Source organism: Streptomyces sp. NPDC102278, from assembly GCF_044766345.1.
Classification (GTDB): Bacteria; Actinomycetota; Actinomycetes; order Streptomycetales; family Streptomycetaceae; genus Streptomyces.
Window position 1 is genome coordinate 76,422 of sequence record NZ_JBIWLV010000016.1, and the last position, 21,183, is coordinate 97,604.

Here is a 21,183-nt window from a genome sequence, read left to right on the forward strand (position 1 = left end):
GAGCGATGAGTGTGTGGCCCGTGGTGTCGCCGGGTGCTGTTCCACGCGCTCCAGGCACCGGTGCAGGCCCTTGATGAGGCGGGCTCGGCCCTGTGCGTAGGCGAGGACGCCGCACCCAGAGGACGTCACCGACAGGCGCCTGTCCGTCCCGGCCAGGGTGTACGCCAGGAGTTCCCCGAGCCCAGACCTACTTGGCAGGGTGGCGGCACGGACTTCCAGCTCTTCCCGAATGACCTCGCATGGCCCGTCAGGCCGAGTGCGGCCAGGTACATGTCGTCTGCCGGCGCTGCTGTCGCCCGGGTCCAGGCGAACACCTGGGCCGCCGGCATCAAGTGAAATTCACGTCGAGCGGCAGACCGCGCCCGACGGTTGGGCTGTCCACGTGTGCAGACGGCTGTTGGCGCCGTCCTGCGTCTCGGCGTTCTCGTCGTTGAACCAGTAGTCGCCGGCAGCCAGGTATCGGAAGAAGTGGGTGCTGCGGCGGGCAGGGCGACGGTGACGGCCCGGTTGCCGTCCTCGCGGGGGCGAGGGTGTGGACACTGGGCTGCCAGTCGTTCAAGTCGCCGACCACGCCGCCCTGCGCGGCCAGGTGTCGGCGGGCAGGACGAATGTGACCTCGGTGCGGTCCTCGCGCGGAGTGCGCTCCAGCACGGTGATCGACTCCTGATCTGCGGGGATGGGTCGGGTCATCTTCGTCAGTGGGGCCACTTCGTCAGTGGGGCCACTTCGTCAGTGGGGCCACAACCCGCACGCCGGCACGGGCCGGGCTCTCCACCACACTGCTGACCGACTGGACGGCATAGCCGCAGGCGACCACGTGAGCGGGTGGCATGCGGTGGCCAGGGAGCGTCGCAAGACGCCGCACACCGCACACCGGGTAGGGGCTGCTTGCCGCGGCCGGGCCGCGCCCGCAGGCGCCGGTTTGCGGCCCCGGCCGACACGTCACAGGAGATCGCTCAGGTCGTACAGGCGCTGATGCCACCAGTCCCCCCTGCGGTGCGCCTCTCGGTGGGCGAACGGGTCGGGGATGGTCCTGCGTCGCAGCTCGTCGTCCAGTCCGGCCAGCAGGGCCTCCAACTCCCGACGCGGCCACCGGGGAAGCCTGCGGACGGCCAGTTCGAGGAGCTCCCGGGCCACGGCGATGTCGTTGTGCAGGTCGCACTGCTCGCAGGGGCAGTAGTCCCGCCGCAGGTACAGGTAGCGGCCCGGACGGGCGAGGGGAGCATCCAGTAGCTCCTCAGGCCGCCCCGCGGGGCAAGTCACCTATGCAACGACCCGGGGGCTCGAGGCTGTTACGAGGCCTTGAACCCGTTTGGCGCAGGGGCTGCTGATGGTCGAGAGGCCGGTGGCGCGTCGGGTGGGGCGCTGCTGCCCGTATGCCTTCCGGACGTGGCGCGGATCGGACTGCCTTCGAGGGTCAACCTGCCTTGACCCGTGTCCTGTGCAAGGGAGGGTCACAGAAATGTCGGCATTGGGCAACACCGGCCGTTTTCGCAGCTTTCGGGTCGGGTTGGGGTCCAGAGTGTGGCTTCTCGGCAGGACGCCGGGAACTGTTCGAAGTCCTCCCGGCTTGCACGAGGCCGGGCCGGACTGCCTGTTGAAGGAGCCTCACGTATGTCTGCTTCTCTCGTCACCCGCCGCACCCTCGCCGGCCTCCTGGCCGCCGGAGCCCTGATCGGCGCCGCTGCGGTCCCGGCCGCCGCAGACGACCACCGGCGCGACCGCGACCACCGGGGCCAGCACGCCTCCTCCCTCGTCATCGGTGACGTCGAGAACGCCGGCCGCGGCCGCGACAACCGCGCCCTGAACAGCGAATGGGTCGAGGTGAAGAACACCGGCCGCCACAGCGTTCAGCTGCGCGGCTTCACCCTCACCGACAAGCAGGGCAACCGCTACCGCTTCAACGACTTCCGCCTGGAGGGCCGCTCCAGCGTCAAGGTCCACACCGGCCACGGCCGCGACACCCACCGCGACGTCTACCAGGACCGCCGCCACCAGATCTGGGACGAGCGCGACACCGCCACCCTCCGCGACAACCGCGGCAACATCCTCGACACCGAGTCGTGGGGCCGCCGCGGACACCACCACCACAGCCACTGACCCCCACTAGGCAGCCACACCCACAGAGCGTGAGTGTGTGACCTGCCAGATACCGCACGGACCGGCGTGCCACGGCAAACCAGCCGCGGCACGCCACACTCATGTACACCTTCCGGCACCCCACCTCGCGACTTCGGATCCGCTACCCCGGGCTTTCGGGGTAGCGGGGTGCCGGACGGCCTGTGCGGGGTAGGGCAAGCCCAAGGGGAGCCTGGGCAAGCCACCAGCTCGCACCCCGAGGCCGTCTCCGGCCTCCACGGGCAGGTGGGCAGCCACGCTCCGCAGGGCAGCGCTCACCGGGTGGGTGGGGTTGTTGGGGCCGCTGACACGCGCCCGGCTCCGCCACCCCGCTACCCTGCCGGGCTCAGCGCTCAGCGACGTCTGGCGGGTGATCGGCACGCAGATCAGCGCGCGAAGGTGCTCCGGTGGCGGCGGACGCTGGTTTCGGTGGCTTGCGCGGCCGTGACGGTGCAGTCCTTCGGGACGGTTCGGATGGCCAGGGTCACGCCGCTGGTGATCCGGCAGCGGCGGCCGATGGAGACACCGGGTCCGATGCCGATGTTGTTGCCGGTCTGGGTGTCGTCTCCGATGACGGCCCCGAACCGGGTCGTGCCCGTTCGGTAGAGGCCGCCGGCGGTGCGCATGATCACTTCTCGGTCGGGTTTGCGCATGTCGGTGGTCATGTTGATCGCGGCCACGGTGACGCCGGCGGAGAGGTGGGTCCGGGCTCCGAGGAGGGTCCGGTTCACGCTGATCCGGTGGCCGAGGACGGCGTCCTGCCCGACGAACGTGGCGGTGACTTCGCAGTTGAAGCCGACCTGGACGCCGGCGCACTGGACGCTGCCTTTGCGTACGGTCGTGAACTCGTGGACCTTGACGTCCGGCCCGATGATCACGTCGTCCCCGATGATCGCCGTGGGGTGGATGTACGCGGACGGGTGGATGCGCCGGCTCTCCCCGAGCGTGACGAGGGCTTCGCGTTGGAGTCCCGTCCACTGGGCCAGGAACTCGGCCAGTTCGAATCCTTCCAGGCCGCCGTACGGGGTGCTGGAGATGCTCCCCTCGGTGGGGGCGCTGACGTAGTCGCCGAGAATGATCTGTTCCATTGCGGTGTCCTCTCGCATGGTCCGGGGCCTGGGTTCGGCGGGGGTACGCTCGCCGTTCATCTGGCTCCGTGGGGAAGTGGTGATGGTCGTGGCCCGGCCGCGTGTGGGTGTCGCCGTGTTGACGATGGGCGACCGGATGCCCGAGTTGCTGGCCCTGCTGGACTCGGTGGCCAAACAGGACGAACCGGCGGTCCGGGTCGTGGTGGTCGGTAACGGCACGGCTTTGCCGGGTCTGCCCGAGGGCGGGTGTGGGGTGGAGTTGGCGGAGAACTTGGGAGTGTCGGGAGGCCGGAACGTCGCCTGGCGCCGCCTGCGGGACTTCGGGGACGTCGATGTCCTGGTGGACCTGGACGACGACGGCCTGCTGATCGAGGCGGACGTCGTCCGGCGCATCGCCGACCTGTACGAGGCGGACCCCCGGTTGGGCATCGTCTCGTTCCGGATCGCGGACGAGACCGGTCACACGCAGCGCCGGCACGTGCCCCGCCTGCGGGCCGACGATCCGATGCGCCGGGGCCTGGTGACCACGTTCCTGGGCGGCGGACACGCACTGTCGATGCCGATGCTGGAGGAGACCGGGGGCTGGCCGGACGCCTTCTTCTTCACGCACGAGGAGACCGACCTGGCCTGGCGGGCGATCGACCGCGGGTGGGACATCCTCTACGAACCGGCGTTGGTGCTCCAGCACCCGAAGACGTCCCCGGCCCGGCACGCGGTCTACTACCGGATGACGGCGCGCAACCGGGTCTGGCTGGCCAAACAGCACCTGCCCGCCCCGCTGGTGCCGGTCTACCTCGGTGTGTGGATCGCGCTGACCGTGGCCCGTACCCGGTCCGCGACGGGACTGCGGGCCTGGTTCTCGGGGTTCGCCGAAGGCGTCCGGACATCCTGCGGCCCCCGGCGACCGATCCGCTGGAGGGCGGTCTGGCGACTGACCCGGTTGGGCCGGCCGCCGATCATCTAGCCGCCGGATCGTCCAACCTTGGCTGCCTAGACTGCCGCGGGCTCGCGCCGCAGCCAGTCCGGGGCGGCGGCCGGAGTGTTCCGGAGCCATTTCACGTAGCGGGTCACCCCCTCGGTGATGGTGACCTTAGGCCTCCAGCCCAGGACGTTCTCCATCCGGCGCGTGGACGCGTACCCGCCGAGGGGGTCGCCGGCCGGGAGCGGCGTTTCCAGGAGCGGTGTGTTCGGGTAGTGGGCCTGGACGAGTTGGGCGACCTTCCTGACGCTGGTGGGAACGCCGGTGCCGATGTTGACGGTCTCGGTGTGCGCGTGGGGGCTGGTCAGGGCCCGTACGGTGCCCTCGGCGATGTCGTCCACGTGGACCATGTCACGCACTTGGCGGCCTCCGCCGTTCAGGTGGAGCGGCAGACCGAGGTGGGCTCGCGCGGCGAACCAGGCCACGACCCAGGAGTGCGAATCCTGCTTGATGGTCTGTGGTTCGCCGTAGACGGAGAAGTACCGCACGATCGCGTACGAAGTGCCGACCTGGCCGAGGACGAGCGCGGTCTGTTCCTCGCCCCACGCCTTCGTGTTGCCGTACACGGACTTGGGACGCGTGCGGGTGAACTCGTGGAACTGGGGTGGGATGCGTCCGTGGACGGACTCCAGGAGTTGGCGCATGGTCAGGAGCTCGGGGCTGTCGCTCTCCTCGGGGTTTCCGTCGCCGTAGACGCTGGCGGAGGAGACGAACACCATGCGTCGGACGCGGTCCGTCGCCGCCACGGCGTCCAGGACGTTCTGGGTGCCGGCCACGTTGGTGTCGATCGCGGCGAGCGGGTCTCGGGTACAGGCGGCGACGTCCGCCAGGGCGGCGGCGTGGATCACGTAGTCCGAGTCGGCGACCAGCTTCCGGACCAGCGCGGTGTCCCGGATGTCACCCAGGACCACGTCGGGGTCCCCGGCACGGACTCCGAACAGGTCGGCGTACACCTGCTCGGGGTAGGCGTTCATGGCGCACAGGGCCACGGGGCGGGCGCCGAGGCCACGCAACTGCGTGGCGATACGAGAGCCGATGAGCCCGGCGCCGCCGGTCACCAGGACGGTGGCGCCGGCCAAGGCGGCGAGGTCTGAGCGGTGATGCACGATGCCTCCGTGGGCAGGTTCGGGTGGAACGTGGCAGGAGCCGCCCGTCGGGCAGCGCCCATGGGCGGGTGATGCGGTCGGCGTCCGGGTTCTCGGGGCAAGGCGAGGGCCGGTCGTTGCGAATCCGTGGCCGCCGTGCCGCGTAGGTCGGTGGGGGAGAGCCGGTAAGGCGCCCCCTGCGCGCTTGCAATCAGTGAACCGGCGATCACTGTGCGCGGGTACCGTGGGCGGTGCGGCAGCCTGTTCAATCTGTTCAAGATCGCTTCAGGGAGTGCGAGTTGACGGAAAGTCGGATTCCGAACACCGCGCTGGCGGACGCCATCGCCGAAGCCGGATGCACGTACGAGGTCCTGGCCAGGGAGATTCGTACCGTCGCCGGCGAAGCCGGGGAGCAGTTGCACACCTCGCGCTCGGCGGTTCACTCCTGGGTCGCCGGCGGTACACCGAGTGGTCGGACCCGCGCGTACATCGCCGAGGCTCTCACCAGAAGGATGAAGCGCAAGGTCACGCTCACCGAGATCGGTCTAGGCTGCGCAGGCATCGGGGAGGCCATGGGTGCCGATCCGTTGGCCAGTGCCACCGATCTCGGGAGATTCGTGATGCTCCGTCGCAGGGACTTCCTCAACGCCGCCTTCGCGACGGCCGCGGTCGGTCTGCCCCTCGCCTACGACCACGAAGCCGTCGCCGCCACCCTCAGGGCGGGCGAGCGCGGCGGCAGCGTCGGCGCGGAGGAGGTCGCCACCGTTCGCGGGCTCACCGAGACGTTCCGCGGCGTGGACGATCGGCTGGGCGGCGGCCACGGACTGACGACGGTGACCGCGTACCTCACGGACACGGTCGTCCCCATGCTGGAGGGACGCTTCCCGTCCGATGCGGTGCGTCGAAGCGCGTTCGGGGCAGCGGCCACGCTGGCGTGCCTGGTCGGCTGGAAGCACCACGACCTGGGCCACGAGGGCGCCGCCCAGCGCTACTACCTGCTCGGCTTCCAACTCGCCTGCGAGTCCGACCCGGACGGGCACGGCGCGTGGATGATGCGGGCCCTGACCCATCAGGCGCTCGACCTCGGCCACCCCGGATCGTGCATCGGCCTCGCCGAGGAAGCGGTACGCCGCGCGTCGGGCAAGGTCGACCGACAGACCGAAGGACTCCTGCTCGTTACATGCGCCAGGGCGTACGGCGCCGGCGGCGAGGGCGGCAAGGCGGCGGCCGCGCTGCTCTCGGCCGAAGACGCGATGCTCGCCGGGGACGACCAGGTGGCCTCGTACGCCGCCGCCTCGGGACCGGTCGCGGCCACCATCGCCTCGCACACCGGCAAGACCCTCACCGAGATGCGGGACCACAAAGCGGCCGAGAAGCACTACCGCACTGCGCTCAGAGGCCGAGCCCCGGGCACCTACCAACGCGTGCACGGCCTCACCCTGGTCAACCTCGGCAAGTCGGTCGCGGCCCAGCACCGCCACGAGGAAGCAGTGGTCCTGTGGAGCCGCTCCCTCGACTTCATGGACGGCGTGACGTCCGACCGGAACCGCAAGGAAATCAGGTCGATCCAGTCCGCCGCGGCCGGCTACCGAAGGCGCAGAGTCCCGGGGGCGGAAGCCCTGAACCGGCGCGCCGCAGACCTCCTTCGGGCCCAGTCATGACCCCTCCCCACACGACTCCGCGAAGGACTTCCCACACGGACACGCCGACCGTCGGCGTCGTCATCCTCACCATGGGAGACCGGGACACGGAACTCCGGGCCCTCCTCGACTCGGTGACGGCCCAGGAGGGAGACCCGGCGACGGTCGTCGTACTCGCCCAGGGCGTGGATCTGCCCGTCCTCCCCGTCCTCCCCGAACACGTCGCCGTTGTCGAGCTCCCGGAGAACCTGGGGATTCCCGGGGGCAGGAACGCGGGGGTGCGGTGGCTGCGAGAGCACGGCGGCGTGGACATCGTCCTCGTCCTCGACGACGACGGCCTCCTGCCCCGGACCGACACGCTGCGACTCGTACGTGAAGCGTTCATCGCGAACTCCCGTCTCGGGATCGTGGGCTTCCGCATCGCGGACGAGAACGGCCACTCCCAACGCAGACACGTCCCCCGCCTCCGCGGCGCCGACCCCCTGCTCTCCGGCCCGGTCACCACCTACCTCGGCGGCGCCCACGCCATCCGGGCGCGTGTGATCGACGAGGTCGGCGAGTTCCCCGCGCCGTTCTTCTACGCGCACGAGGAGACCGACTTCGCCTGGCGCGCACTCGACGCGGGCTGGGACATCGACTACCGCGCAGACCTCGTACTGCACCACCCGCGCACCCCGGCATCCAGGCACGCGGTCTACTACCGCAATACCGCCCGCAACCGCGTCTGGCTGGCGAAGCGCCACCTGCCCGCCGTCCTGGTTCCGATCTACCTCGCCTCATGGGCGGCGTACACCCTGGCCCAACGGCCCCCCTTGGCGGGGCTGAGGTCGTGGTGGGCAGGCTTCTTCGAAGGCGTACGGACTGCCTGCCCACCACGCCGCCCGATGCGGTGGCGGACGGTATGGCGTATGACCAGACTGGGCCGACCGCCGGTGATCTGACGGGGGATCCCGATCCCCGCGGATGCGGGGAGTATTGACAACGGCATGGGGCTACAAGGGCATCGTCCAGGGACCATCCCCGCGCGGCGGGGAGCAGCCCAGTTCGGCGACGGCGGCGCGGTGGCCTTCGGGGTCATCCCCGCGCGTGCGGGGAACAGGATCACGCGTGGGTGGCCTCCACCAGCGCGCTGGGGTCATCCCCGCGCGCGGGGAGCAGTCGGCGTCGTTGCGGTACGTCGCCCGGGTCCCGGGGTCATCCCCGCGCGTGCGGGGAGCAGTCGCCGGTCGGGCCAGCTGGCTTCGCCGAGCTGGGGTCATCCTCGCGCGTGCGGGAAGCAGGCGGGCGCACTGCACCTGCCGGGTGCGCTGGAGGGGTCATCCCCGCGCGTGCGGGGAGCAGCTGATCGCCGCCACCGTGGCGGCCGCGCGGGCGGGGTCATCCCCGCGCGTGCGGGGAGCAGGAGCGCCAGGTCCGCACTAGCACGGGCTCAGAGGGGTCATCCCCGCGCGTGCGGGGAGCAGGACCTCGACGATCGGGGAGGCCGGTTCTTCCAGGGGTCATCCCCGCGCGTGCGGGGAGCAGCTCAGGCCGGGAAGTCGGAGCAGTCCCTCTGCGGGGTCATCCCCGCGCGTGCGGGGAGCAGCGCCTGGGCGCCGCCGCCCGTGACCGCGGTGAGGGGTCATCCCCGCGCGTGCGGGGAGCAGACCACGGAGAAGGGTCGCAACGTCAAGGGCGCGGGGTCATCCCCGCGCGTGCGGGGAGCAGACCACGGAGAAGGGTCGCAACGTCAAGGGCGCGGGGTCATCCCCGCGCGTGCGGGGAGCAGACCACGGAGAAGGGTCGCAACGTCAAGGGCGCGGGGTCATCCCCGCGCGTGCGGGGAGAAGGGCACGCAGGCGGAAGACCTCGGTAACGCGCTGGGGTCATCCCCGCGCGTGCGGGGAGCAGTGCGACGGGGGGTTAAGCGTGAGGATGCCGTAGGGGTCATCCCCGCGCGTGCGGGGAGCAGGCATGGGGGCAGGCTACCGCTCACCGCTGGAAGGGGTCATCCCCGCGCGTGCGGGGAGCAGGCTTGCTGAGTTGGGACGATACCTGGCTCAGCTGCCGTTTTGAAGCACTTCCAATGAGTCCGGCATATCAGGTGAAAACTGCCATCGAGCGGTTGGAGTATCCCCGGTCAGGTCGACACGTCGTCCACGAGCGTCCGGCAGTTCTCCGTATGCCGGATCGGCCCAGGTCACTGGCCGGTGTCGGCGAGCGTTTCGGCGAGATCGGCGCTGGCCTCGTAGCCCGGGCTGCCGTCCAGGGCGCCGCGGCGGCGGTTGTAACGGTCGGTCGTGCGTGGGTCCTTGTGATCGGCCCAGTGTTGGATCCTGTCCCGGCGGGCGCCGGGGCGGGCCAGGGCGTTGGTGATGGTGGTGTGCTTGACCACGTGAGGGCCCACCTTCCGCTGCGGGAGGCCGGCGCGCTTGGCCAGGGCGTTGATCGCCCTCCACTGTGAGGGTTCGTCGAGCTTGCGGCCGGTGCGGGTCGCCAGGATGTAGCCCTCGGTACGCTCGCCGATCTCGTCCTGGATCGCGGCCCACAGCAATGGGGGAACAGCCTTCCGTACCCAGTAGCCGCCCTTCACTTCCACGTCCAGGACGCGGTGGCCGCCGTCCTGCCCGAGACGCTCGATGCGGGCGCCGAGCGCCGAATCGATGCGTAGGCAACAGTCGTGGAGCATCAGGAGTTCGGTGTACAGGCGGTGACCGGTCGGCCAGCGGTTTCCCCGGTGGTCGAGCCCGTCGCGGGCGGTACGCAGTAGCGTGGCGAACTCGGCCTGCGTGAAGGCCTCGGTACGGCTGTACAGGGGGTCGATCGCCGGGTAGAGCACGGCTTCGAAGGGGTTCGAGTCGAGCTGCTCCTTCGGCAGGAGCTTCGTCCTCAGAAGGAACACGTAGAAGCTGGAGCACGCGGACAGCACGTTGTGGCGGGTGGCGTCACTGCGGGGCGGCCCTTCGGGCACCCGCCGCCCCTCGCGCCAGATCAGGGTGGGCAGCGTCTCCAGGTTGGCGGCGAAGGCGTCGGCGAGGAGGAACCGCACGGTGAGTGGGTGGACTCCGTGCCGGCGGACGTAGGCCTCCAGCAGCTTGAAGTTCTGTGCGTAGGTCTTCGCCGTACCGGGCGACCGCTGGTGGTGGTGGGCGATCCAGGCCGCGGCCAGGGTGCACAGGACGTCGTGCTCACCGTAGACGGCGGCGAGGTAGTCGAACATCTTCCGAGCAGGAGGCGGCCATGCGTCCCGGGGGTCCTGACCCAGGCGGGCCAGGGAGGTACGGGCCGACCGCGGGGCGAGCACCAGCGACGTCGGGGGCACGGGAGGCGTAGCCGGCACGAGCGTCATGCTTCAGTTCCTTCGCGTTCGTCGGTCCTTCTCGCCACTCCGGTTCCTTCCCGCTCGGGACCGGTCGCTCCTTGCGAACACTTCTGAACCGGTTGGAGCTTGACGGTAGCTCAGGGGGCCCCTGGAGGTTACAGGAAAACCGTAATTTTCCTGTAGGTCATCGGAGCCGCCCTGAACATCCGCAACATCTCGTACCGATAGACATGGAGAAGTCGAGGACAGAGGAGCGATGCTCTCGCTACGGTGACATCACGTCAGTGAGACGTCTATCGACGTTTGTTGTAACGGGAGTCCTGAGCCATGCGCATCACCGTGACCATCGAAGAGCCGAACGAGGCGTTCCGTGCCGACCTGCTCGACCTCCTCGCCAAGCACGCCGCTGTCGTCGAGCTCGACACCGAGTGGACGATGGAGCGCGCCCACCGCTTCTACCAGGCAGTGCCGCAGAGGGCCCAGCGCCTACTCCGAGAGGCCGCCGTCAGGGACGGCTTCGTGTCGGACGAGACGCTGCGCGAGGACCTGGACGGCAAGAATCTGCGTGGCCATGCGGGCCCCCTCAAGAGGGCCCTCGAACGCGGTGTCCGCGAAGGATGGTGGCCGGAGGGCATGCAGCCACCCCTCGCCCCGCGGGGCCCCGGCTTCGGCAAGGTCAAGGGCTACCAGATGCCGAAGGAGCTGGTCAGCACCTTCTTCGCGGCCATCACGAACCCGCCTCAGGCCGGGGTCGGCACCACCTCCCCGTAATCGTTACGGGGAGCTCGGAACTGTACGGGCCCACCACCGTGCCGGCTGGGGGCGAGGACTCGGGCGCTTCACCACCCAAGGCTCGGGAGGGACTTTGCCGCACCATCACGCCTCAACGTTTAAGTGGGGGTCTGCGCTTCCCCTGTGTAACTCCGCCAATGCTGAGGGCGGTGGGACCACCTACTACCATTAGTAGGTGGTCCCGCCGCCCTCAGCATTGCCACGGGTCCGAATACCCTCACCAGATACTGCCGGACCATCGGACATCAATCCCGCCGACAATACCGTCAGCAATTCAGTGCAGATGTCCGCAGTGAAATCGTGCATCGACCTGTATGGGAAGGGCGAGGTGCAGTATCGTGTGTCGCGTAACTTACGGAACATCCGGTGGATGTGCGCCGCGCAACGCACACACCTGAGGCCCGCCGCGGCACTTGAATCGCGACGGGCCGACCCCGGGAACAGCCCCCCGGACGTGCCTGAAACACGTCCGGGGAGGCTACCCCCGAAGCGCGCGCACGAACTGCGCACTGTAGGCCAGCAGGGCCACGATCGGGACGGCACTTCGCGCCATCCATCGGACCCGTGCCACCAAGCGCAGTCGGCTGCGCTTTGGTGACTTGCTGTTTTCTTCTTCAGGGTCCTTCACGGCACCCCTTTCTCCACCTCGGGGACCGGCCCGCGGCAGCGGACCTTCGGCACGTCGCAGCATTGCGGCGGCGCACAGAAGGGCAGCGGCAAGACGCCGCCTGCCCCAGAGGGTGCAACAAGGAAACAATAGCCAGTTGCGGAGCAACGGCACAGCCGAAGCAGAGAATTACGGAATTTCCGTAGAATCTCCAGAGGTCAGCAATTCGATAAAATCGAACAGTGCGAAGTGGGTGCTGGAGTCGATGATTTCTCCAGCGAGGCCGCAGAAGGCTGTCGGGCTGCCGGCCCCATGACGAGGCCCGCCGGGCAAGGCGCCCCGACGCCTGAGCCGTTGCCGGGACGTCGCCCGTATCCAGGGCGGCGTCGGAGGCTCCGTGGCGGGGCGGCGACCTTCACCAGGGCAGCCATGTTGTCGTCCAACGCGTTGGACGACAAGGCCGGTTCGAGGCTGACGGCCGGCCTCCCCTGCGAGCCACGTGGCGGTGAACCCGGGGAGCGCGTCCGTGCGGTCTCGGATTCGGACGGCGAGGGTCGCGCCGCTGGTGACCAGGCGGCAGTTGCAGCCGATGGCAACGCCCACCCCTACCCCTACCCCTACCCATGCTGAAGCCGGTGCCGTGACTCCTCGGTCGGGTTCAGGCCAGTCCCGCGGCGATCGCACGGCGTACCGCGTCGGCGCGGTCTCGGATGCCTGCTTTGGCAAACAGGTTGTTGATGTGCGTTTTGACCGTCGCTTCGCTGATGAAGAGCTTCTCGGCGATCGCCCGGTTCGGCAGTCCCTGGCCGATGAGGGTGAGGACCTCACGCTCGCGTGAGGTGAGGTCCTGCGGCAGCGGCGAAGGTTGCGCTGTGGCCGTTGGCCGCGCGCGGGCGGTGGCCAGGAGGCGGTCCTGGACCTCCCGGTCGAGCACGGCCTGGCCCGCGGCGGCGGCGCGGATGGCGCGGACGATGTCCTGCCGTCCCGCGTTCTTCGTCAGGTAGCCGCGAGCGCCGGCGCCCAGTGCGGCCAGGATCGAATCGTCGTCGGCGAAGGTGGTCAGCACCACGACGGCGATCTGCGGGTGTTTCTCGCTCAGTCGGCGGGTCGTCTCGATGCCGTCCATCACGGGCATGCGCAGGTCCATCAGGACGACGTCCACCGCTGCCGTGGCGACGGCTGCCAGCACCTGCGTGCCATCGGCCGCGGCGGCGACGACCTCGATGCCCTCCGCCATGCCGAGCACCGCGGCCAGGGGCTCACGGACGGCGGCCTGGTCGTCGGCGACGATCACCTTCAGGTGCTGCTCGCTCTCGGTCGCTCCACTCATACCGGGATCACTGCCTCCACTTGCCAGCCGCCTTGACCGTGCCCTTCCGTGACCGGGCCCGCGGTAATGGTGCCACCCAGCAGCGCCACGCGTTCACGCATTCCTATCAGCCCCATTCCACTGCCCACGCCCGCGGTCGCCCCGCCGGTCGCGGGGCCGTTACGGATGCTCAGCGTCGCGGAGCCGGTCTGGAACGTCAGTTCCACCCGGACGTCGGAACCCGGTGCGTGCCGGGCCGCGTTGGTCAGGGCCTCCTGCGCGATGCGCAGCAGGTTCTGGGTGACCTGGGCCGGCAGTTCACGGACGGTTCCGGTGACGGTGAGGGCGTCCCGGTGGCCGGAGGACTCGACCATCGCGGTCAGGCTCTCGAGGAGCGGAAGGGAGTCCTCACGCAGTGCGTGTACGGTCCATTGGGCCTGTTTGAGGCTCTCCCTGACCAGGCTGTGTGCCTTGCTGTTCGCCTCGCGGACCTTCTCCAGGTCACCGGTGTCGAGCAGGGCGTCGGCCAACTCCAACTGCATATTGATGCCGGCCAGCGAGTGCGCCAGCACATCGTGGACGTCCCGGGCGATGCGGGCGCGCTCGATGAGTACGGAGGTACGGGCCTCGGCGCGGGCGGCCCGCTCGGCGGACTCGGCGGACGAGATCATCGCCTCCACGGCGCGCTGCCTGCTGCGGCTCAGGATTCCGGCCACGACCGGGGCTGCGACGGTAAGGCCCACGGCCCAGGGCAGCAGTTCGTGTCCGGGGCCGAGGCGGAAGTACAGGACGCCGCTGCAGAGCAGGCCGGCCAGAACGGCGAGCGAGAGGGCCTGCCGGAGGGGGAGCCGGTAGCCGATGTGGCCGACGAGGAAGTACGCGAACAAGTAGCCGGAGCCGGTTCGGGCGGTGCCGATCAAAGCGGCGGCCGCCCCCACCCCGAGCGTCAGCCACAGGAGGGCGGCGCGGGGCGGGAGCCTGGACTCGGAAAGGTGGCGTGCCATCAGTGCCACCGCGTTCACCGCGATCAGCGCGGCCACCGCCAGGCCGCGACCGTCGACTCCCAGCGGGCGGACCGTCACGATCGCGCTGACGATCACCGCCAGGGTGACGGCCCAATGCAGTCGCGGGTCTTGGCGGGGCGCGACCCGGGGGCCGGCCCCCGAGTCCGGGGCCGACCCGGGGCCGGCGGTACTGACGGATGCGGACACGCCGCGACCATAACCCACCGTCAGGCGGCGCGATCGAGCACGGTCGCGCGAGCACGCGCACCCACGGGCAGCTCCTGCTCCCGAGTCACCCGGCGGCTGCGTACGAAGATCGTGGCCAGCCGTGTGACCACCTCGGTGAGCGCCATCAGGACGAAGGCCGCGACCCAGGCATCGGCGGTGGTGATGTCATGGGTGGCGCTGAACCGTGCCACGTCGTCGCCACCGCCATGGTCGACCCAGACCTGGAATCCCATCCGTGCGCCCATGCCGAGCACCCACAAGGCCGCCGAGACGGCACCCGCCTTGATGAAGAGGTGTCCGTCCGTACTGCGGATCCGGGTGTACACACCGCCCGCGATGCCGAGCGCCGCGCCGGCCGCGACCAGCGCACCGATCAGCACGAGGTCATTGCCCGCGGTGGGGACGGTCGTCAGGTACTGGGAGGCCACGAACGCCACGATGCCCAGCGGGAGAAGGTAGGACTTGGGGCCCAGACGGCCTTCCCGCAGCTGCCGGAAGACGATGAGTACCAGGGCGATGTCGGTGATCCAGTCGGTTGTGGTCATGCCCCCAAGAGTGCTGTCGCGCGGCCGTTCTCACCTGGACCCAGGGGTGGAGGTACGGGTGGAGTTCGACGTGCGGCGTCAGTGCCGGGGCGTGGTGGGCGTGGTGGGCGTGAGGGACGTGGCCGAGGCGCGGAGGGGGGCCGGGTCCAGTGGCGTTTCGCTGGTGGACGGGTGTGCGCGGGGCGGGGGAACTGACCCGGGTGACCTGTCGGTGACGGCAGGAGGCCGGTAGAACCGGCCTGGTCCCGCATCGGGCGATGTTCGCCCGCTCTGTAGGGGACGTATGTGCCACTCCGACTTGGCCCTCGTGCCGAACGTCACTCGTAGGTGTTGGTGCCGGGCAAGCTGACGAGCAACTCCTTGCGGCCGATCATGCCGGCTCCCTTGCCAACCAGGGTGACCTTGGCGAGGGGGCCGCGGCGTTGGGTCTCCGGGCGGGGCGGGTACCAGCTGAGGGAGGTCAGGCGCACCTCGATGTCGGGCAGGCCGACGGGCCGGAACACCATTCCCACCTGTGCCTCGCCGGTGAAACTCTCTGCGACGCACACCAGCTCATCCGCGGAAGCCTTGGCGATCTGAAACACGAAGATCCGAGCGGCAGTTGGTGGCGCGGGCTGCGCGGCGATCGCATCGATGATCAGCTCGATGTCCTCCGAGGCGGCAACGCAGAAATCCTGGTCGCTCGTGACGGAGAGATCATGGGGGCCCTCACCGCCTGTGTCGGATTCGGCGATCCGCGAGGGGACGATGAACGAGTTGCGCAGTTCTTTGAAAGTCCAGTCGACATTCTGTGGTGCATCGCGAGTCACGGAGCGGAACATTTCGCCCAGCTCGGGGTGAGGTTCGCTGAAACGCCAACCGATCGTGGGTACTTCGGCAAGGCCGGTGATGGTGTTCGTTTCGCTGTTGGATTTCATCCAAGCCAGAGGGGCGAAACGTTCAAGGGCGCTCCGGGCCCGCTGGAAGCGCGGTAGTCGAGCCGTCATTCCTATCGCCGCCAGTCCGTCGTTCTGTGAAGTTTCGCCAGCTCGTTGAGGTCGGCCTCGCCGTTCAATCTTATGACGCGCTCGCCATTCTGGGATCGCAGGGCTCTCTCGTAATCTCCCCGTGGAATCGGATCTGGACTCAAGGTTGGATCATAAATGTATCGACCGTCGGTGTATACCTGATGGAATACATAATCCTTGACAATGATTCCATCAGGTCCTGTTTCGGGCGTCCTGAGATTTCCCGACGGGGTGATGTAGTGAACGATCCTCCCGTCCCCGTTCGCCTGCCTCATGATGTAGTCCGATATTTCGGTGCAGTCGATGTAGTCACCCTTAGGTGCGGCTCGCATCGCGTCCACCAGGTTCGGCTTCGGGAGGTGATCCGGGTGAGGTTCTCTGAAGTCGTAGGGGCCGCGTGCCGGGCATTCCTCCGGGGCGAGGCCCAGCGGGTCAGCTCCGATGAGGGGGTTGTGGACGTAGGCCGCGGGGTTGGGGGCGGGTGACAGGCCGAGAGGGTCCGGTGTGAGATATCGGGCCGCTTCCGGGTCGTAGGTGCGGAAGAGGTTGTGGTGGAGCCCGGACTCCGGGTCGTAGTACTGACCGGGGAAGCGCATTGGCGTGTAGGCCGTCGCGTCGCTGTTCCAGGTGGTTGTGCCCCACAGGGCACTGCGCGTACGCCAGGCCGTCGTGCCGTCTTCGTAGAGGAGTTGGGTCGGGGTACCGATGAGGTCGGTGACGATCGCGAAGAAGCGGTCATCGACCGACTCGTTGTCGATGCGCTCCGTCTGGGTGAGGGGGTGGTGGCCCTTGTGGGTCCAGGTCAGGGTCACTGGGCCGTTGGTCTGTTCACAGAGTGTGGCGCCGTCCCAGGTGAAGATCGTTTCCTCGACCACTGAGCCCTCGGCCGACAGGCGCTGCTTCGCTTTGCGGCGTCCCAGAGGGTCGTAGGCGTAGCGCCAGCGGGTGCCGTCTGGAGTGACGACGGCCGCGAGCTGGTCCTCCGCGTTCCAGTCGTAGTGCCAGGTCTCGGGCTTGCGAGACAGACGGGTCTTCTGGCGAAGTGTCACCCGGCCCAGTGCATCGTGCTCGTAGCGGATGGCGCCCGCCTGGTTGATTCGGGTTCCGGTGTAGCTCCGCCCGCCTTGGGCCTCCGTTCCCGGGTGCCGATTCGGCCAGGTGGCGCGGGTCTGATTACCTGCCTCGTCGTAGGCGTAGCGCTCCGACCAGCGAGGGGCTTCCACCGCTGTGACGCGCGCCGCCGAGTCGAGGGTGAAGGTGCGGGTGCCCGTCTGCGAGTCGTCGATCCCGGTCAGGTAGCTGTCCGCTCGGTAGCTGTAGTCACGGCGCTGCAGCGGATACCCCTTCGGTCCCATGACCGTTTGGGTGGTCAGGCGGCCGGCGGCGTCGTACTCCTGGGTGAGCGAGAGACCTGCACCCACTGTGCGCGTCAGTTCCTGGCCCGCCGCGTCGCGTTCGAAGGTGAGTGTGCGCCCCGCCGTGGTCAGTGACGTGCGATTGCCGGCCGCATCGTAGGTCCAGGATGACGTGAGGCCGGTCGGGGTGACGCGGGTGGTGCGACGCCCCGTCGCGTCGTGGGAGAAGGCGAGGGTGCGGCCGTCGACTGTCTCCGAGATGACGGTGCCGGCCTTGTCGCGCTGCCAGGTGATGGTCGAATCCTGGAAGGACACCGAGGTCGGGCGGTCACAGGCATCGTATGTGTAAGTGGTCGTACCAGCCGGCGTCGTCTTGCCCACGATCTGCCCGAGTGCGTTGCGGTCGTAGGTAGTGGTCTGACCCAGTGCGTTGGTCCGGGAGACGAGGGAGCCCGACGCGTCGTAGCCGTACGTCAGAGTGCGTGAGTCGAAGTCCGTCTCCGCGGACAGCCGACCCGCCGCATCGTACGTGTAACCCCACTCCAGACCTTGGGGGCTGGTGACCGTGGTGAGCCGCAGCTCCGTATCGTGTGCGAAGGAGTAGCGGGCACCGTCCGGGCCAGTACGCGCGGTGAGCAGATCGAAGTCGCCGTACTCGCTGGTGGTGACCCCTCCCGCCGCATCCGTCTGAGTCAGGAGATTGCCCTCACCGTCATACGTCCAGGACTCGGAGTCGCCCGCAGGGTTGACCCGACGCAGGAGACGGCCCTCGACACTCCACGTCAGTCGGGTCGTGCGGTCCAGGGCGTCGGTGATCGTGGCGATGCGGCCGAATGAGTCGCGGCCATACGTCGTGGTCGCCCCCAGAGGGTCGGTCGTCGACATGAGGAGGCCTGCGGGATTGAACCGTGTGGTGGTCGTATGACCATGCGCGTCCGTCGCCGCCGCCAGGTGGCCCCGCTCGTCGTGGCGAAAGACGGTCGTGGCTCCGGACGGGTCGGTGAGAGAGGTGCGGTTGCCCTGGGTGTCATACGTCTGACGAATCGTCGTGCCGTCGGGATTGACGACCAGGGTCGGCAACCCCAGCGCGTTGTATTCGGCGCGTGAGACTCGCTCGTCCGGGCGGATTATGGAGGTCAGGTGTCCCGAATCGTCGTAGGAGAGGCGGATCGAGCGACCGAGCGGGTCGATGCGAGTGAGGAGCCGGTTGTAACGGTCGTAGGTGAAGTAGGTGGTCGCTCCTGTCACGTCCGTCTCCGCTACGACTTGCGCATGGTCGTTGACCACATATCGGGTGGCGTGGCCCAGTGAGTCGGTGCGGGTGGTGATGCCGTCCTCGTAGGCGAAGCGGACGTTCAGATGGCCGTTCGTACTGGACTGAGCGATGCAGCGGTGACGAGCGTCGTAGACGTAGTTGAAGTGACGGTCGTTGGTGTCCGTCCAGGAGGTGATCCGGCCCAGTGCGTCGTAACCGAAGCGCAGCGGGCGGCCGGAGGAGTTGGTGACCTCGGTGAGATGGCCGTCCGAGTAGCCGTAGCGGAGGATCTCGGTGCCGTCGGCAAGGGCGAGGCCGGTTATTCGGCCTTCCGCCGAGGTCATGTGCACCTCGTAGCCCCCGCTGTGGGAGAGGGCGAGGGGGGCGCCCGTCTCCTCCTCATAGGTGAAGGCGATCCAGGCGCCGTTCCGGTCGTCGATCTGTGAGAGGAGCCCGTCCTCCGAGAAGTGGCGGACCTGGCCCGTTTCCGGGTCGGTGACGGTGTACCAGCCGTCGGCGTCGCGGGTCATGGGCAGGCGACGGCCCAGGGTGGGCAGGACGGGTGCGCCGGCCGGTTCGGGGTGGGGGTACTCCAGCAGGCTGCCGTCCGGTTGGACGAGGATGACGCCCTCCGCGTCGATCTCCAGGCGCTGGTCGACCGTCGAGGCCCAGGTGGGGCCGAACCAGCGACCCGAGCGGTACGAGGACTCGAAGGTCCTGCCGAAGACGAGAGGGAGCGAGCCCGGCAGGACGAGGTCCGTCTGCGGGAGGACCATCCGACCCGTCGCCACGTCCACCGGGTCGTCCACGCAGGTCTTGCAGTCCTGCTCCCGGGATTTGTCGGGCTTGTTCTCGTTGAGGTTGTCCCGGGCCGAGGGCTTGTGATCGGGCGCGTCGGGCAGGTGTGGTTTCGGGAGCTCGCCATTGGCCAGGCGGCCCAGGGTCGCACCCCTTCTGATGGCGCTCGCGCCCGCTCCGACTCCCTTGGTGGTGGCGGCCTCGAAGATGAACTTCCCGACACCTTCCCCCGGGTCCTTCATGAACCCGTCGTACATCCGTGAGGCTGCCGTGTTCGGGTCGTTCACCATGCTCATGAGGCCGACGCCCATGCCCGAGAGCTGCATCTTGTACTCGGCCGGATGCATGCGGTTGTACGGATCCGTGGGATCGACCGCGCGGAAGAAGCTGATCGCCCCTGCGGCGCCCTTGACCACGCCTCCGCCGAGGTGTTCGGTTTCGACGCCAATCTGGAATATCTGGGACGCCAACTGCATGGCCGCCGACGGCAACGGCGGAGCGGCGTCCCGCGCCGTCCGCAGCGACTGAACCACCGCTCGGGCTGCCTCGTCGCGTTGGCGGCGGGCCTCGGCCAGCTTCTCGCGAGCCGCCTTGATGCCGTCCGTACCGGGGTCGGTGAAGCCCATGGGGCGTGCCGGCAGGGGATCCTGCTTGGCACGGACCGCCACGTTGTAGGAGTCGACCCACTTGTTGTACGCGTCGTGCGCGGCGACCGACATCTCCACGGCCGTCTTGTACTCGTCGAGCGCCTCCTGGGCCCGACCCTGTGCCCACTCCACCGTGTCGGCGAAACGATTCAGCGCGCCGGCGGCTGTCTCGAAGGCGTCCGCGGCCGCGAACCAGAGCGGAGGTTGCTTCTGGGCCTTCGTACGGAAGCCCTCTGCGGACGCCCCCTGGATGCCGTCGTGGTCCAGGCCCTTGAGGCCCTCGCCCGTCAGGTCGAACGCGGTCTGGAAGTCGCTCAGGTGGGAGGCGGTCGCCCGCAGCTTGGACGCGCTGCCGTGGATCAGCTTCTTCGGATCGTCGGTCTGGCCCAGCGCGACTTCCCCGACATCGGCCCCGAGCCGGTTCGCGACGGCGTTCGCCCCGCTGCGCACGGCGTTGGCACCGTCCTGCCAGCCGACCTTCTCCAGCCCGTCCGCGGTCTTGTCGCCCGCCCACTCCAGGCCTTCGCCGATCGCCTTGCCGCCGGCTTCGAGCCAGTCGTTCAGGTCGCGCGCCATCAGTGGTCACCCTCGGTCGCATGAGCCCGCGCCCGGTCGAGGACCTCACGGTCCAAGCCGGCGTGATCGGCGGCTTCATCCAACACCTGGGCGGTGAACCCCTTCGTCATCGAGTCCCGCTTGGCCTGCTCCCAGATCTGCTGGAACTCGTCGCGGGCCTTCTGGGCCTCTTCCGGGGTCTCTTGCCGGAATGGAGCCTTGATCTCGTCCCAGGACTTCTGCTCGGTCTCGTCCTCGTCCGCGTGCGGATTGCCGACCACGGAATTGACCGCGACCTTGAAGGTGCCCTCGCGGTACTGGTCCTCTTCCCAGACCATGCCCGCAGAGATCCCCAGGTCGCTCGCCAGGCCGCTGGCACTGAGGACGAGGCCGCGCACGCCCCACTCCCAGCGCGTGCAGAGTTCCTCGAACACCCCGGCCACCTCCCCATGGCCGGCTTCCATGCCGGTCATTGCGAGGCCCTTGAAGCCGGCACCCATCGTCGCGGAACCCGCGGCACCGAACTCGCGCAACTCCCCGATCGCGGCACGCAGGCCGTCCGTGATGTTCTTGACCGCGACCGGATCCATCTCCAGGTCTTGGCCGCCGTTGCCTGTCACAATCCCCACCCCCATGATCATCTGCAAGGATACGGAACTTCTCGGAGCAGCTCAGCGGGGTAAATGGCCAAACAGAACCGGTGGTCGAGTGGGGGGCCGGCCCCATGATGCAGGTCGCCGGATCCACTGCCCGCGGGTGTGGCCTCGGTCCGGTGGCGTTCGCGAATTCAACTGTTGCCACTCCCGCCGGGGTCCCCGGCCTGGGCGTACGTCCGGAACGACGACGACCTTCGCCGAGAATGGGAACGCA

16 protein-coding genes and 1 CRISPR repeat array are annotated in these 21,183 nt (G+C 68.8%); of the genes, 5 read left to right on the forward strand and 11 right to left on the reverse strand.

Annotated elements, in window-relative coordinates:
• Positions 1-555 precede the first annotated feature (555 nt).
• Together ACIRO3_RS29875 and ACIRO3_RS29880 are read right to left on the reverse strand one after the other, a co-directional pair.
• Complete coding sequence (locus tag ACIRO3_RS29875) at positions 556-690, reverse strand: hypothetical protein (protein ID WP_404141900.1); 135 nt, start codon at positions 688-690, stop codon at positions 556-558.
• A 252-nt stretch (positions 691-942) separates the two neighbouring features.
• Complete coding sequence (locus tag ACIRO3_RS29880) at positions 943-1,263, reverse strand: hypothetical protein (RefSeq protein WP_404141902.1); 321 nt, start codon at positions 1,261-1,263, stop codon at positions 943-945.
• 351 nt (positions 1,264-1,614) lie between these two features.
• Here ACIRO3_RS29880 and ACIRO3_RS29885 point away from each other — a divergent pair, with 351 nt between their 5' ends.
• Positions 1,615-2,100 carry a lamin tail domain-containing protein gene (locus ACIRO3_RS29885; RefSeq protein WP_404141904.1) on the forward strand — a complete coding sequence of 162 codons (486 nt, stop codon included), beginning with the start codon at positions 1,615-1,617 and terminating at the stop codon, positions 2,098-2,100.
• A 404-nt stretch (positions 2,101-2,504) separates the two neighbouring features.
• Here the strand turns inward: ACIRO3_RS29885 and ACIRO3_RS29890 are convergent, their stop codons facing one another.
• Positions 2,505-3,206: a transferase gene (locus ACIRO3_RS29890; protein WP_404141906.1), complete on the reverse strand. Its 702-nt coding sequence runs from the start codon at positions 3,204-3,206 to the stop codon at positions 2,505-2,507.
• Between the two features lie 82 nt (positions 3,207-3,288).
• Between ACIRO3_RS29890 and ACIRO3_RS29895 the strand changes: the two genes are divergently transcribed.
• Positions 3,289-4,170 (forward strand): glycosyltransferase family 2 protein, encoded by an 882-nt coding sequence (locus ACIRO3_RS29895; RefSeq protein WP_404141908.1) that lies wholly within the window; start codon positions 3,289-3,291, stop codon positions 4,168-4,170.
• Between the two features lie 26 nt (positions 4,171-4,196).
• Here the strand turns inward: ACIRO3_RS29895 and ACIRO3_RS29900 are convergent, their stop codons facing one another.
• Positions 4,197-5,291, reverse strand: a complete 1,095-nt coding sequence (locus ACIRO3_RS29900; RefSeq protein ID WP_404141910.1) for an NAD-dependent epimerase/dehydratase family protein — start codon at positions 5,289-5,291, stop codon at positions 4,197-4,199.
• Positions 5,292-5,569: 278 nt separating this feature from the next.
• On the opposite strand from ACIRO3_RS29900, the gene ACIRO3_RS29905 reads away from it, so the two are divergent.
• Both ACIRO3_RS29905 and ACIRO3_RS29910 read left to right on the forward strand, forming a co-directional pair.
• Entirely contained in the window at positions 5,570-6,931 is a 1,362-nt protein-coding gene (locus tag ACIRO3_RS29905; RefSeq protein ID WP_404141912.1) for a tetratricopeptide repeat protein, read from the forward strand.
• Positions 6,928-7,851 (forward strand): glycosyltransferase family 2 protein, encoded by a 924-nt coding sequence (locus ACIRO3_RS29910; RefSeq protein ID WP_404141914.1) that lies wholly within the window; start codon positions 6,928-6,930, stop codon positions 7,849-7,851. Before ACIRO3_RS29905 ends, ACIRO3_RS29910 begins: the two co-directional genes overlap by 4 nt.
• 69 nt (positions 7,852-7,920) lie before the next feature.
• A CRISPR array of direct repeats spans positions 7,921-8,922; the repeat unit is 29 nt; unit sequence GGGGTCATCCCCGCGCGTGCGGGGAGCAG.
• A gap of 167 nt (positions 8,923-9,089) precedes the next feature.
• Here ACIRO3_RS29910 and ACIRO3_RS29915 read toward each other — a convergent pair.
• On the reverse strand, positions 9,090-10,238 hold the full coding sequence (locus ACIRO3_RS29915; RefSeq protein ID WP_404141916.1) for a tyrosine-type recombinase/integrase: 1,149 nt from the start codon (positions 10,236-10,238) through the stop codon (positions 9,090-9,092).
• A gap of 300 nt (positions 10,239-10,538) precedes the next feature.
• Between ACIRO3_RS29915 and ACIRO3_RS29920 the strand changes: the two genes are divergently transcribed.
• A complete protein-coding gene (locus tag ACIRO3_RS29920; protein ID WP_404141918.1) occupies positions 10,539-10,982 on the forward strand; it encodes a hypothetical protein in 444 nt (147 codons plus the stop codon).
• A 1,286-nt stretch (positions 10,983-12,268) separates the two neighbouring features.
• On the opposite strand, the gene ACIRO3_RS29925 is transcribed toward ACIRO3_RS29920, so the two are convergent.
• From ACIRO3_RS29925 to ACIRO3_RS29950, 6 genes are all read right to left on the reverse strand, one after another.
• Positions 12,269-12,940: a response regulator gene (locus tag ACIRO3_RS29925; protein ID WP_404141920.1), complete on the reverse strand. Its 672-nt coding sequence runs from the start codon at positions 12,938-12,940 to the stop codon at positions 12,269-12,271.
• Positions 12,937-14,043 carry a sensor histidine kinase gene (locus ACIRO3_RS29930; protein WP_404141976.1) on the reverse strand — a complete coding sequence of 369 codons (1,107 nt, stop codon included), beginning with the start codon at positions 14,041-14,043 and terminating at the stop codon, positions 12,937-12,939. Before ACIRO3_RS29930 ends, ACIRO3_RS29925 begins: the two co-directional genes overlap by 4 nt.
• A gap of 107 nt (positions 14,044-14,150) precedes the next feature.
• Positions 14,151-14,696, reverse strand: a complete 546-nt coding sequence (locus tag ACIRO3_RS29935; RefSeq protein WP_404141921.1) for a hypothetical protein — start codon at positions 14,694-14,696, stop codon at positions 14,151-14,153.
• Positions 14,697-15,013: 317 nt separating this feature from the next.
• Positions 15,014-15,613 (reverse strand): hypothetical protein, encoded by a 600-nt coding sequence (locus ACIRO3_RS29940; protein WP_404141923.1) that lies wholly within the window; start codon positions 15,611-15,613, stop codon positions 15,014-15,016.
• 71 nt (positions 15,614-15,684) lie between these two features.
• On the reverse strand, positions 15,685-20,334 hold the full coding sequence (locus tag ACIRO3_RS29945; protein WP_404141925.1) for a putative T7SS-secreted protein: 4,650 nt from the start codon (positions 20,332-20,334) through the stop codon (positions 15,685-15,687).
• Positions 20,334-20,942, reverse strand: a complete 609-nt coding sequence (locus ACIRO3_RS29950) for a hypothetical protein (RefSeq protein ID WP_404141926.1) — start codon at positions 20,940-20,942, stop codon at positions 20,334-20,336. The genes ACIRO3_RS29945 and ACIRO3_RS29950 overlap by 1 nt, the downstream gene beginning before the upstream one ends.
• Positions 20,943-21,183: the final 241 nt, after the last annotated feature.